At 41.3% G+C, this 14,719-nt stretch carries 8 protein-coding genes; all 8 read right to left on the minus strand.

Annotated elements, in window-relative coordinates:
- Window positions 1-8: 8 nt before the first annotated feature.
- Entirely contained in the window at window positions 9-1,478 is a 1,470-nt protein-coding gene (locus ACQ86K_RS15815) for an FtsX-like permease family protein (RefSeq protein WP_431200707.1), read from the minus strand.
- Window positions 1,459-2,370: an ABC transporter permease gene (locus ACQ86K_RS15820; protein WP_431200708.1), complete on the minus strand. Its 912-nt coding sequence runs from the start codon at window positions 2,368-2,370 to the stop codon at window positions 1,459-1,461. The genes ACQ86K_RS15815 and ACQ86K_RS15820 overlap by 20 nt, the downstream gene beginning before the upstream one ends.
- Window positions 2,371-2,444: 74 nt before the next feature.
- Entirely contained in the window at window positions 2,445-4,862 is a 2,418-nt protein-coding gene (locus ACQ86K_RS15825; RefSeq protein ID WP_091163842.1) for an ABC transporter permease, read from the minus strand.
- A 301-nt stretch (window positions 4,863-5,163) separates the two neighbouring features.
- Window positions 5,164-7,560 (minus strand): ABC transporter permease, encoded by a 2,397-nt coding sequence (locus ACQ86K_RS15830; RefSeq protein WP_091163840.1) that lies wholly within the window; start codon window positions 7,558-7,560, stop codon window positions 5,164-5,166.
- Window positions 7,561-7,659: 99 nt separating this feature from the next.
- Window positions 7,660-9,300 (minus strand): ABC transporter permease, encoded by a 1,641-nt coding sequence (locus ACQ86K_RS15835; RefSeq protein ID WP_431200709.1) that lies wholly within the window; start codon window positions 9,298-9,300, stop codon window positions 7,660-7,662.
- A 118-nt stretch (window positions 9,301-9,418) separates the two neighbouring features.
- Window positions 9,419-10,126: an ABC transporter permease gene (locus ACQ86K_RS15840; RefSeq protein ID WP_431200710.1), complete on the minus strand. Its 708-nt coding sequence runs from the start codon at window positions 10,124-10,126 to the stop codon at window positions 9,419-9,421.
- A gap of 99 nt (window positions 10,127-10,225) precedes the next feature.
- The gene (locus tag ACQ86K_RS15845; RefSeq protein ID WP_091163836.1) at window positions 10,226-12,580 is read right to left on the minus strand and encodes an ABC transporter permease; all 2,355 of its coding nucleotides are present in this window, start codon (window positions 12,578-12,580) and stop codon (window positions 10,226-10,228) included.
- Between the two features lie 113 nt (window positions 12,581-12,693).
- Window positions 12,694-14,718 carry an ABC transporter permease gene (locus tag ACQ86K_RS15850; protein WP_431200711.1) on the minus strand — a complete coding sequence of 675 codons (2,025 nt, stop codon included), beginning with the start codon at window positions 14,716-14,718 and terminating at the stop codon, window positions 12,694-12,696.
- Window position 14,719 lies beyond the last annotated feature (1 nt).

Below are 14,719 nucleotides of genomic sequence, written 5' to 3' on the forward strand. Positions count from 1 at the left end.
CAATGAAATTATTCCGACCTCATACTCTTCACCGGGTTGCTCAATGCAGCCTTAACAGCCTGAAAACTCACTGTTGCCAGCGCTATAACAATAGCGGCAATGCCGGCGGCGGCGAAAACCCACCATTGTACAGTTACCCGGTACTGATAACTTTGCAGCCAGTTATTGATTGCATACCAGGCAACCGGAAAGGCAATCAGGCACGAAACTGCAACCAGCTTTAAAAAATCAAGGGATAATAATCCGGTTAAACCGGCTACCGAAGCACCAAGTACCTTTCGGATGCCTATTTCTTTGATCCTTCTTTCGGCAGTATAGGCTGCTAACCCAAACAAACCAAGACACGAGATCACGATAGCCAGCGATGCAAATATGCCCGACAGCTTACCGGTAAGGGCCTCCGTTTTAAACAGCTCATCAAAATCAGCATCAACAAACTTGTATTCGAATGGATAACCGGGGTTGGCGCGTTTATAAACTTCGCCTGCTTTTGCCAGCGCCTCGGTTAAATTAACGCCCTGTTTAAAGCGGATAGTTAAAATGTTATTGTTTTGCGGACGGCTAAACAGCATCAGCGGCGCACCAGAAACATACATGTCATTATAAAGGAAATCTTTAATGATTCCCGCGATTTGGTAGGGTTTACTACCGCCATCCCTGATAATGCCACCTACGTGACCGGCCTTACCCATTTGTTTGGCAAAGGCTTCATTAATGATCACGTTACTGCTATCGAGCTTTGCATTGGCATAAAAATCCCTCCCGGTAAGCAGTTTCATATTCATGGTTGATACAAACTGAGGGCTTACGCTTTCGATAGTGATCAGTGGATTTTTTGAAACATCTTTTCCGTCCCATGAAAAATTATCAGTGTTACTCCAAATTTGTAAAATTGGATATTCACTCAATGAAGCGTCGGCTACAACCCCGGTTTGCTTTAATTCATTATTTACTGCAGCAAAATGATCAGTAAGTTTGCCTTTTGTATCGATATAAACAAGGTTATCTTTTTGATAACCCAGTTGTCTGTTTTTAACGTGCTGAATTTGTTGGTATATAATTACTGTTCCGATAATTAATATGATGGATACTGAAAACTGGATCACCACCAAACTTTGCCTAATAAAACCTGCGCCTGCTGCAGATGGTAACTTGATATTTTTTAATACGGTAATAGGATTAAATGATGACAAGTAAAACGCGGGATAGCTGCCAGCCAGCAAACCGGTAACCAAACCTATCGACAGTAAATAAAACAAATGGATTGGTTTTAAAAGATCGATAAAAAGCTCTTTTTGAACCATAGTATTGAACGATGGCAGAACTGTGTAAACTAAAAACACAGCGACTATTACCGCTATAAACGCCATGACCACCGCCTCAACTATAAACTGAGCTACAAGTTTACCTTTCGCGGCTCCCATCACTTTGCGTACCCCAACCTCCTTAGCCCTTTTCTCAGATCTTGCAGTTGACAAGTTCATGAAATTTATGCAAGCTATGATAAGTATAATACAGGCAATTACCGAAAACAGACGAGACATACTCAATACGACCGCCACTCATTTTACCATCAATAAATTTATCACGAAGGTTCCAGTCGTTCATTCCGAAAAGAAAGCAGACAGTTTTATTGCCCTCTTTTTTGGTACCGATGTAGTTGGCCAGCTTTTTATTAACGGCATTAACATCAGCTGTTGGTTCCAACTCTACATAAGTACGAGTCCAGTTGGCGCCCCAATCCTGTTGCCAGGGTTGCACATGGTCGATGTTTTTTAAAGGGGCCAACCAATGTATCTGAAAAGTTGAGTTTTTAGGCAGGTCGGTAAATACGCCGGTAATGGTAAAATCATGTTCATTATCCATTTTTAAAGCTTTGCCAATCGGGTTGGCACTGCCAAAAAACTTTTTAGCCATTGTTGTACTGATCACTACCGAATGCAGCTCCTGAAAAGCATTAGCTTCTTCACCCTTAACGAAAGATAATTTTAGCATCGGAAAAATCTCTGCATCAGCGTAAGTGCCATTTTCGTTAATCACTTTCTCTCCCAGGGCAAATACCATGTCATGGTCTCCACCCATGCGGGCAGCATTTTTCACACCAGGGATATCTGCTTTTAGTGCAGCGGCCATTGGCCCCGGTGTAGCACGAAATGTGGAGGTTTTACCATCATAGGTTTGATTTTCACGAACAGTGTACAGATTATCGCGCTTTACAAAGTTGTGATTAAAGGTAAGCTCATCCTGCACCCACAAGAATATCACGGATGCGCAAGCAACACCTATAGCCAAACCGGCAATATTCAAAAAGCTGTAAGCCCGGTTTTTCATCAGGCCTCGTACAGTGGTTTTAATGTAATTTCCTATCATGGTAGTTGTTCATTGGTTCATTAGTTCATTGGTAATTGTATAGTCCGTTAACTGCAAACTGCCACTGCCAACTGCTACTCACTTCTCAGGCTTTTAACCGGGTTAACAAGTGCGGCTTTAACAGCCTTATACCCTACTGTCAACCAGGCTATTATCAGCGATGATATTATTGCCAGTAAAAAGATCCAGGCACTCATCGAAATGCGGTATACAAAGTTTTGCAGCCAGCCGTTCATAATATACCATGCGGCGGGCATGGCTATCAGGAACGAGATACCTATAAGCACCATAAACTCTTTTGAAAACAGCAATACTATACTACTTACAGATGCTCCTAAAACCTTACGGATGCCAACCTCTTTTGTGCGCTGAACTGCCATGAACGAAACCAACCCGTACAAACCAAGGCATGATATAAAAATGGCTATCCCGGCAAAAATTTTGTACACCAAGGCCATTTTGTTCTCCTGCTCGTAAAATTTGGCAATATTATCATCCAGGAAATAACCGTTATAAGTATATTCGGGATAAGTATTCTCCCACAGTTTTTGCAGCTGCGATACAGTTTTGCTCAAATCAGCAGTTTGGATCTTGATACCTATTTGCCCCTCGAATTTCTTAGCAGGTGATATTACTATTGGTTTTATAGCCTCGCGAAGCGAGTTGGTTTTAAAGTCCTTAACTACCCCTACTATTGGCAGCCATTTGCCGCCGCCCAAGCGTAATGTTTTGCCAATGGCATCATTAGCATTTTGGATACCCAATTTATGGATAAAGGTTTCGTTAACCACGTACTGCCTGACCGTATCACTTACATCGTAGCCTTTGCCGGCAACAAATGTCAAACCATAAGTTTTGAAGTAATCTACGTCGCCAAATTTAAGGTAGGTATTAAAGCCTACGTCCTTGGTTGAGTTATTGAAATCGAAATTTGTACCCCAGTTATTTTCTGATGATGGTACATCCGAAGAGAAACTGATTGCTTTAACATTAGGATCCTGCAACACCTGTTGTTTAAACGATTCCATTTTACGGAGGCTTAAACTATCGGTATAACCAGGAATGATGAGCAAAGCATTTTTGTTAAAACCGAGATCGGCTTTATTTACAAAGTCCATCTGGTTTACCGCTACGATGGTACCAATAATGAGCAATTGTGATATGGCAAACTGTGCAATCACCAATCCCCGGCGAAGCGGGATCCCACCGATAGAAGCTGCCGTTATTTTATTTTTAAGTGCAAGCACCGGCTTAAAGCCTGATACTACCAATGCTGGGTAAATGCCCGATAATAATACAATAGTAATTGTACTGCCCGCTAAAAATAGCAAGCTACCCGTAGTAAATAAGCTGATACTATCGGGCACATTGGCTATATTTTTCAATTGCGGCATGGCCAGCCTCGCTACTGCCAAAGCAATCAGGGCCGAAGTAATAACAATGATTGTTGTTTCGCCAATTACCTGAAAAATCAATTGCGGACGGGTACTGCCCAGCACCTTACGGATGCCAACTTCTTTTGACCGGCCAACAGATTGTGCTGTTGAAAGGTTGATAAAATTGATAGAAGCCATAATAATGATGAGCAAAGCTATGAATGACAGGGTACGCAAGGTAGCCTTGCTGGTACTATGATCACCAAGCGGGTTACCTATCCGGGTATCAAAATGCATATCGGCAAGCGGCTGTGGTAACAGCGTAGTTTGTGCCGATCCCTTTTTAAAATGCTTGGTCGAAAATGCTTTTAACTGTGCGTCGATACTGCTTTTTGACATGCTTGCCGGGAACAACATAAATACCTCATGGCTGCTGCTGGTTGATCCCCATTCGGCGCTGTAGTTGTAATCTTTAGGATGCTGTTTCCAGGTATCGAATGATACCATTACTTTAAACGGAAAATCGCTGTTAACCGGAGCGTCTTCTACAATGCCAGATACTTTCAGCGTTAAAACATTATCCATTTTAAGAATTTTGCCTACAGCATTTGTCCAGTCGCCAAAATACTTAATGGCCGAACTTTTATCCAACACAACCATATCCGGACTGGCCAGTACAGCGGGACTACCAGCGAGCCATTTGTAGCTAAAAATGTCGAAGAATTGAGGCTGAATAAATAGCACGCCAATATTTTCAGTAAATTTCTTATCGCTGCTGTTACTTCCAGCGGCTTGCGGCACTGTAATCTGGCTGCCATAACTGCTGTTCAAAGCTGCCACTTTAGCCTGTGGTATATCCAAACGAAGGGCATCTGTAGCAGGAACAGCAACTCCGGGATTGGTGGTAGTTTCCGACTCGTGCTTTTCCTGGGTAACTATACGATAAATGCTTTTATAATTAGGATTGAAAGTATCAAAACTAAGCTCAAACTGAATAATCACAAAAATGAGCAGGCAGGCAGCCAGGCCAACTGTTAAACCCGCAACATTTATAGCAGAATAGCCTTTATGACGCACGATATTGCGCCAGGCTATTTTGAAGTAATTTTTAAGCATATCGTACAGCAATTTTCGAAATTGATGTAAAAGCTATACCAAAACCAAAAACAATTGAATATCAGATATTTAAGTCAGATAAAAAACATCAACTGTTCGTAAGTGTAACACTTTGTGTACGGTATTGATACAGTGGTTTGATTTCAGATTTGGGATGTTCGATTTAGGATTTGGAGATTTATTTCCTGGGCAACCTCAACGGGTGGAAAGTAAAAACGTCAGATGTTCGAAAAACATCTGACGTTTTCATAAATTGGTTGCTACCTTTTATCTTTCGTCTTTAACCTTTTACCTCAAAAAATCACTCGCTCCTTAAGCTATTTACCGGGTTGGCCAGTGCAGCTTTGATAGATTGGATGCTTACAGTTATTAACGCTATTAAAAGTGCTATGCACGCGGCAACGGCAAAGATCCACCATGTGATATTTGTGCGGTATGCGAAATCCTGCAGCCATTTGTTCATCATGTACCAGGCCACCGGGAAAGCAACGATGTTGGCTATGACAACTGTTTTTAAAAACTCGGCAGATAGCAGTCCTATTATATTTTGAACACTGGCGCCAAGCACTTTACGAATACCTATTTCTTTTACCCGCTGTTCGGCGGCAAAGGCTGCCAGGCCGAGTAAACCCATGGCCGATATTGCAATGGCTATAATGGCGAAAGCGGCTATCAATGTTGACGAACGCTGTTCAGCATGGTAAAGTTTATTGTACCCGTCATCAATAAAACTATAATCAAACGGCTGGTCGGGAACAAATTCATTCCATACATTTTGGGCTATCTTTATAGCTACCGCCGTATTACCTGGAGTTGTTTTAATATAAAAGCTCCTTGCCCAATCGGTATGATTATTAATAACCATAGGGCCTATCTTTTCATGAAGACTCCTGAAGTTAAAATCTTTCACCACGCCGGCTACTATGCCAGAGTCGCCGTTAAACTTAAACCGCTGCCCGATAACGGGTTTATGAATCCCGAGCTGTTTCACTGCGGTTTCATTCAAAATTACATTATGCTGATCCGAGCCATTTTTATCAAACCAATGCCCATCGGCCATTTTAAGGCTTAGTATATGTTGAAATTTTTCATCGGCCGATATGGTGGAAACCGAGGGTTTATAATCAAGTGGCCTGCCTTCCCAATCCATTGATCCTGAAACCTTGTTGCTATTATTAAAAAAGGCATCGTTGGCCGATTGAGAGACCTCAGCTATCGCGCTTTGCTGTGTTAATTCGCTGGCGATGCTTTTTAATTTCGACTCCCTTGTTTTATCGTCCAACCCAAGCACCTGCCATGGTATAGTCATTACAAAAACATGTTCGCGCTTATAACCTAAATCAGCATTTTTCATAAAATTAAGCTGGCGATAAATGATCATTGTGCTGATGATAAGCATCACAGAGATACCAAACTGCAAAACAACCAGCGTTTTACGGATGCCACCATCTTTAAACTTCAATAACGCCCTACCCTTAAACACACTTAATGGCTTAAATGACGATAATAATACAGCCGGATATAGGCCATTGAAAACAAAGCAAACTATCAGTGTACCCAACAATATCAACCATGTAATACTGGATGTTAGTGGTTGTACAAAATGCTTTTCGGTAACCTGGTTAAACCAGGGCAGGCAAATCTGGATAAATAAAATAGCAAATAATAACGATAAGAAACTAACAACCAATGATTCGGACATAAACTGGGCAAAAAGCTGCCTCCTGCCCGCTCCTACAATTTTACGTACGCTCACCTCTTTTGAACGCACACTTGCCCTTGCGGTAGTTAGGTTTACATAATTAATGCATGCTGTTGCCAAAAGTAAAAAAGCCAGGATCAGGAAAATGTTAACCAATTTGCGGTTGCCGCTTTCAAATGAGGTGCTTAGCAAACCACTTTCAAAATGGATATCTTTTAGGCCAATTACACTCATGGTTGTATTTTCGCTGCCCTTGTTATTTTTCCTGATAATTTGGGTTAGCTTTTTGCCTACCTCTTTAATATTTACGCCCGGCTGCAGCTTTAAAAATGTGAGGCCGCTGTAATTACCCCAATTGCTCGCCTGTTCTTTTTCATGTGCATTGCTTAGTTTAGCCTCTACCGGCATCAATATATCGTACTGAAAGCTTGAATTTGCAGGATTATCCTTAACTACTGCCTGTACCTGGTAGTTCATGGAGTCAACTTTCAGCATTTTGCCAACGGCTTCGCCATTACCAAAATATTTCTTTGCTGTTGATTCTGTCAGGATTAAACTAAATGGATTTTTCGAAAAGCTATCGGCGCTTCCAGCGATAAAATCGTAATGGAATACTTTGAACCAATTAGCATCTATATATGCATACTTTTTTTCCGATATCAGTTGGTTATTATGATGTACCGTCATCATATAACCCGGCCACAAAAACGTATAATTCTTTAAACCGGGTATTTCCTGCTTAGCAACGGGGCCTAACATATAAGGAGACGACTCCCAATCCCACACTTCGTCTTTCGTCAGGCTTAGTTTCGTTTTTACCCGGTAGATATTATCAACGTCCGGGTGATAATTGTCAAAACTAAACTCGTTTTGTACCCATAGCATAATAAACACCGCCGCGGTGATGCCGATGGTTAGCCCCGCAATATTAATCAAACTAATAGTGCGGTGCTTAGCTAAATTACGGAATGCTACTTTAAAATAATTTCTGAGCATATTAATTAGTCATTATTGCATAGTCATTAAGTCATTTTGCTTTTCTAAATCATCAATCAAAATGACTTAATGACGCGAAGCAACTGACTCAATGACCAATTATTCAGAACGTAAACTCTTTGTTGGATTAGCCAATGCCGCTTTGATTGTTTGAAAACTTGAAGTGATCAATGCAGTTAGCAACATTCCCGCGCCGCTTGCTGCAAAGATCCACCAACTGATGGTTGTGCGGTCTGCAAAGCTTTCCATCCATTTGTTCATGGCGTACCAGGCCAGTGGAGTTACCAAAACAAATGCCAGCACAATGAGCATCACCAACTCGGTTGAAAGCAGGGTGACTATCTGTGCTACCGTAGCGCCAAGTACTTTCCGTACACCTATTTCTTTGGTGCGTTGATTGGTATTATAAATGGCCAAACCTAATAAACCAAGGCAGCTGATAAAGATCGATAAACCGGTTGCCCAGGTTAGCAAAGTTGATGTATGTTGCTCAGCATCGTAAAATTTGGCGATGCTTTCATCAAAAAAGCTATATTCAAAATCGTCTTCAGGATAAATCTCTTTCCACGCCTTTTCCATTGATACGATAGCTTTTTTCCATTCGTTGCCTCCGGCAGTTTGCGGCTTAAGCGCTATATGAAAGGTACCGTTGTTGTAATAACTGTTACTGATATGAATGCAGGTAGGTTTAATTGCCGAATGCAATGATTCAGAATAAAAGTCGGCCACTACACCTATGATCTGCATTCTTTTATCGCCATTAAACTTATCAATATATTTACCTACAGCATCAGCAGGATTTTTAAACCCTATTAGTTTTGCGTAAGTATTATTAATTAAAAATGCCCTGGTACTGTCGCCATATTGTATATTACGTCCGGCCAAAAGTTTAAGCTTGTATACATTAATATAATTAGGGTCGCCGTACTTTTCGTACAATTCAATCTTTATTTCCTTTTTGCCATCTATGTACGTAGCTTCCGTTGAATTGGTGCTGGTTGATGACGGAGCGGCCTTACCCGCGCTTACCAGCTCAACCTGAGGTATCGCCTTTAATTTGTTCATAAATACCTGGTTCTTACTAAGCGTTCGATTTTTCCAGGGTGAATTAATGATTAGGATGGCGTCCTTTTTAAAACCCAGATCTTTTGTAAGTGCATAATGAATCTGTTTGCCTACCAGCACAGTAGCCATTATAAAAAACTGGGCGATAACAAATTGAGTTACGGTTAATGATTTACGTAACCACGCATTACGGGCTTTACTACTGTTTGATGATGCCTGGTTTTTAAGAACCAAAACAGGTTTATAGCCTGATAGCAAAGCTGCGGGGTAAAAGCCCGACAATAAGCTTACCACTATTATCAATAAAAAAAGGAACACAAAAAGATGGGGCTGGTGCAGCAGGTCAAGTTTAACACCTTCCGCTATAAAATCTTTAAACAGTTTTAATATTACAGGCGCCAGCGTCACCGAAATGATTACAGCCAAAAGAGTTATAATAAACGTTTCACTCAGAAACTGTGTTATAAGCTGGGCGCGGCTGCTTCCCATTGTTTTACGCACGCCAATTTCCTTGGCCCTTTGAGTGGCCTGTGCGGTAGTTAAATTAACAAAATTAATACAACCTAATAATAACAGGAAAGCAGCTATAACCAGTAAACCGTAAAGCGTTGTTTTGTTAGCCGGATTACCGGAATCAAATGTTCCGTATATACTATTAAAATGCAGATCGCTCAAAGGCTGCAATGTAAAATTACGTGTGTTGCCTTTATTTTCGGGTTTTGGCGGGTTGTTCTTTTTAAGAATAACGTTTAGTTGCTTTTCAAAATTAGCTGCAGTTGTATTAGGTGCCAGCTTAACAAAAAGAATAGATGAAGATGTAGTCCCCCCAGTTGGTAAGGCTTAGTTCGTCAGAGAGTGCTTTATTAGTTTTTGCGGTTGAGTAGGAAATAAAATCGTGAAACGTAAAATCGTTGTTGCCCTTTAATGGTTCAACAATACCGCTCACGGCCACACTAATCGTATCATAAGTAATTACCCTGCCCATCATCTGGCTATATGACAGTTGAGGGAAATATTTTTTTGCCTGATCTGAAGTGAGCACGGTTTGGTTTGGCGCATTCAAGGCAGTACTGGCCGATCCTGCAAGCCAGTTGTATTTAAACATGCTGAAATACCTGCCATCCGCAAGGATCACATTATCCTGTAGTTTAAACTTAACAGGAACGCCCGCTTTTCCGGGGATAAATACATTAGGCTGATCCAACAGGAAAAATGGCACGGTAAGTTCCACCCCACTCACACCATTTCTTACAGCTTCGGGCACCGGGCCTGATACGCCGCGGTTATGCGCTTCTTCGCCGGAAAAGGTATAGTTTGAAACTACCCTGTAAATCCGGTCGCCGTTATCAAAGTTTTGATTAAACGTAAAATCAAAATGGACTATCAGGTAAATCACCAGCGCCGAACTGATCCCTATAGACAAACCGATTACATTTATGAATGTAAAAAACTTATGCCTCCAAAAGTTACGTAGTGCGATTTTAAAATAGCTTTTAAACATATTGTCAGGTCATTATATCATTAGGCCATTAAGTCATTTTTGACTCGCGCTAATCAAAAAATGACTTAATGACGCGAAGCAAAATGACCTGATGACAATTTATTCAGAACGTAAACTTTTAACCGGGTTGGCCAATGCTGCTTTTATTGTATTTAAACTTACCACAATCAGCGTTAGCAATAATATCAACAAGCCAACCGCGCTAAACAGCCAAATGTTAATATTGATGTGGTAGGTGTATTTTTGGAGCCAGTTGTGCATAATCCACCAGGTTAAAGGCACGGCTATGACAAATGCTATGGCCACCAACTTTAAAAACTCTGTAGAGATAAGCACCAGTAACTGTTGCACGCTGGCCCCCAAAACCTTGCGGATGCCGATCTCTTTAAAGCGTTTTTCGATGGTAAATGAGGCCAGACCTGCCAGTCCCATGCAGCAAAGAAAAATAGCCAGACCCGCAAATATGTTGGTGATACGGCTGATCAGCTCTTCTGTGAAAAACTTTTTACCAAACTCCTGGTCAACAAAGTGATATTCGAAAATGTCGGCGGGACTGTATTTGGCATAAATATTTTGAAGTAACCGGATCCCATCCTGCGGTTTCACCCCCGCATTTAACCTTATATCCATGTAACCCGAGCTGTTATGATCAGCAAAAACCATCATCGGATCAACCGGAACATAGGGCGATGACATTACTACATTATCTGTAATGCCAATCACCGTAAACTTCTTCGAGCCATATTGCAACTGCATGCCAAGCGGCCTTTTAACCTGCATAGCCTCAACCGCGGCCTTGTTCAGTAACACGGCTGATGTATCCGAAGGCATACCGGTAAAATCAGTCCCCTGCAATACTTTAATGCCCATGGTTTTGATGTAATCAATATCCGCGGTCATATTGGAGAATATGATATCGGCATTGGCTGGTTTACCCGCCCAGTTTGGCGGGCCCGAACGCCATGAAATTTGGGTAACCATGGCCGATGTACGAGTAACACTGTTAATAATACCCGATTTAAGCAGATCGTTTTTTATCGCGTTGAAGCTTTTATCGGTATTGGCTGTAGAGGGAACCATGATCAGGTTATCGGAATTATAACCCATGTTACGGTTTTTCACATGCTCAATTTGCCGGTAAACAATAACGGTAGCCGAGATCAGCAATATCGAACCTATAAACTGGAATACCACTAAAATACGGCGAGGAGTAATAGCGCCCTTACCAGCCACAAATGTACCCTTTAATACTTTTACAGGGTTAAATGATGATAGATACAAGGCAGGATAACTACCGGAAACTAATCCTGTAAATAAAATTATAACTAACGCCCCCAGCCAAAATACAGGCTGGTTAAGGTTTAACTGCAACTGCTTTTCTATCAACAAATTAAATTGAGGTAATAACAGATAAACGCAAAACACAGCGCAAAGAAAAGCAGTAACAACCAGGGTCATCGATTCGAAAAAGAATTGCAGTACTAACTGCCCCTTACTTGAACCCAGCGTTTTTCGAACGCCTACCTCTCTGGCCTTTTTCTCTGACCGTGCGGTAGATAGGTTCATGAAATTGACACAAGCTATCAGTAGGATAATAATGGCAATGATGATAAAGAAGCGCACATATTCTATCATGCCGCCAACGTTTTTACCATCTTTAAAATCGCTGTACAAATGCCACTTACTCATCGGAAAAGTAAAGTATTTGCTTATTTTATCCGTATTGTGCTGAAACATTACGTCGGTAATATATTTATCAACCTGGGCTATATCCGCGTTATCGGTGGTTTGAACATAAACCTCCCATGATGATCCCTGCCAACGGTTAAGCGCATCCTTTACACCCGGATCATTAAGATTATAAGGTGCGATGAAGTCAAATTGTTGCGTGGTATTATTAGGCGGATCAGCCACTACAGCAGTTACTTTATACGATAAGGCGTTATCAACTTTTACCACTTTGTTAATCGGATCGGCATCTCCAAATAAAGCCTTCGCTGTTGAAGCCGTAAGCACCACCGATGTTGGATCAATTATCGCGGTAGCAGCATCACCCTTGATAAAATGCCAGGAAAACATATCGAAATACTTCCCGCTAACTTGATAGCCTTGTTTTTTTATTTTAACATCGCCAACGTTAAACTGGTGTTGCTCAAGGTGGGATGTCATTACCGCGTTTTTGATTTGCGGGTAGCCACTTTCAAGCGCTTTAGCCAGCGGAAATACCATGTTAGGATCGGTAAAGATGTTGTTCTTAAAATCGCGGTTGGCGTAAACCTGGTGTATGTTTTTATAACTTCTATGGATCTTGTCGTAAGCAAGCTCATTTTGCACCCATAAAAAAATAAAAATAGTGCAGGTAATACCAATAGTAAGCCCCAACAGGTTTGTGATGGAGAACGCACGGTTCCTGTTAAGGCTACGCCATGCTATTTTAACATAGTTTTTTATCATTGTTATTGGTCATTAGGTCACTGAATCATTACGTCATTTTTTTGCAAAGTCGTTAAGTCATTTTTGCTTTGCATCAATCAATGACTAATGACGCGAAGCAAATGACTCAATGATTATTCAGATCTAAGGCTTTTAACCGGGTTTGCCATTGCCGCTTTTATTGATTGATAGCTAATAGTTGCAAAAGCAATGATCAACGCTATAACTCCGGCCATTACAAATACCCACCATTGAATGCTTACCCTAAAGGCAAAATCAAGCAGCCATTTGCTCATCGCGTACCAGGCAATTGGTAAGGCAATAACCGATGCCACTATTACCAGCTTCAAAAAGTCTTTCGATAGTTCGGTAACAATTTGCGGGATGCTGGCGCCGAGTACCTTGCGTACGCCTATTTCTTTTACCCTTTGTGATATGGTGAAGGCCGAAAGCCCGAATAAGCCTAAACAGGCAATGAATATAGCCAGGCACGAGAATATAGTAAACAAATGGCTCTGCTGCTGCTCACTGTTATATAATCGTTGAAAGCGTTCGTCTAAAAAAGTATATCGAAAGGGTGTTTCTGGCTGATACTTTTTCCAGGTTTCCTGAAGTACCGCCAATGCCGAATTGGTATTATTCCCATCAATTTTAACCGAAACCCTGCTGTAATTATTATTCGCGAATGACGGCATTTCCATCAATAGCGGAACGATATTTTGATGCAACGATTCGAAATGAAAATCATTAACCACCCCAATTACCTTCCCTTTTACACCGCCATAGCTCATATCTCGCCCTATCGCGTTTTCGGGGGTTTTCCAACCCAACACCCGCACAGCCGATGTGTTGATTATGTAATTATTACTATCGGTAGCAAAATCGCGACTAAAATTCCTACCTGCAGCCATTTTTATACCATAGGTTGGGATAAAACCGTAATCGGTGTTGATACTTTTGATATCGGCCTTAACCGGTATCGATTTATCGCCATCAAAAACAGAAGCTCCCTGGTCGTCTAACAATCGTCCTGACGGAATACGCGACGAGCGGGCAATATCTTTTATAACGGGGTTTCGTAGCACATCAGCTTTAAAAACTTCAAACTGGTTAGCGGGGATACCGCCTATCGTTAATAAATGATCTTTATTAAAGCCCAGTGATTTAGTTTGGATATACCTTAACTGCTGAAAAACTATGGTAGTAGCAACAATAAGAATAATAGAAATTGAAAACTGAACAACCACTAATACTTTACGGAACGAGATATTGCCCGACCCAACTTTAAGAATGCCCTTTAAAACTTTTATTGGTTTAAATGACGACATAAAGATAGCCGGATAAATACCACTAATAAGCCCGATAACAAGCGGCAGCAATAATACCAACGCTAAAATTATTGGTTGATACAAACTATTGATCGATAATCCCAATTCAGAAAAGCTGTTGATGAGCGGCAGCAAAGCCCAGGTAATGATCAGTGCCAGTACCAGCGAAAAATAAGTCACCAATACCGACTCGCTTAAAAACTGGGTAATGATCTCTTTCTGCTGCGCACCTATCACCTTGCGAATGCCGATCTCTTTGGCTCTCAGGGTTGATCGGGCAGTTGAAAGGTTCATATAATTGATACAGGCTATCAGCAAAATAAACAGGGCAATGGCCGAAAAAATGTAAACCCTTGTGATATCTCCGTTCTGTTCTACCTCATCATCAAGGTGCGAATGCAGGTGGATATCCAGGAATTTTTGAATATGTAACTGCGTAAATTTCGATTGGCGAAAGTTAGCCGGCTGCCCCGGGAAACGCATGTATTTATCAATAAATGCCGGAAACTGCGAAACGATGTGATCCATATTATAATGATCGGGCATCAGCAGGTAGGTAAAAAATGAGTTATTTCCCCAATTGGTTTGCAAGGCGTTTCGGCCATAAACTTTATCGTCATTCAGGGTACTGAAGGACAGCAACATTTGCGGGTGCATTTGCGAGTTGGTAGGAAATGGCTTAAAAATACCTGTAACCTTAAAATTGGCCGTATTATCAAGCCTGATCTCCTTGTTTATCGGGTCTTCGTTTCCGAAGTACTTGTGTGCCATCTCTTCGGTCATCATTACTGTATAAGGCTCGCTAAGGCCGGTTTTAGGATCACCGGCCACA

The organism is Mucilaginibacter sp. P19 (assembly GCF_050632265.1).
In the GTDB taxonomy this organism is placed as follows: Bacteria; Bacteroidota; Bacteroidia; order Sphingobacteriales; family Sphingobacteriaceae; genus Mucilaginibacter; species Mucilaginibacter gossypii.

Coding starts and splice junctions, on each gene's coding strand:
- ACQ86K_RS15830 (WP_091163840.1), bottom strand. CDS start 7,560: ATGCTCAGAAATTATTTTAAAGTAGCATTCCGTAATTTAGCTAAGCAC.
- ACQ86K_RS15825 (WP_091163842.1), bottom strand. CDS start 4,862: ATGCTTAAAAATTACTTCAAAATAGCCTGGCGCAATATCGTGCGTCAT.
- ACQ86K_RS15845 (WP_091163836.1), bottom strand. CDS start 12,580: ATGATAAAAAACTATGTTAAAATAGCATGGCGTAGCCTTAACAGGAAC.
- ACQ86K_RS15840 (WP_431200710.1), bottom strand. CDS start 10,126: ATGTTTAAAAGCTATTTTAAAATCGCACTACGTAACTTTTGGAGGCAT.
- ACQ86K_RS15820 (WP_431200708.1), bottom strand. CDS start 2,370: ATGATAGGAAATTACATTAAAACCACTGTACGAGGCCTGATGAAAAAC.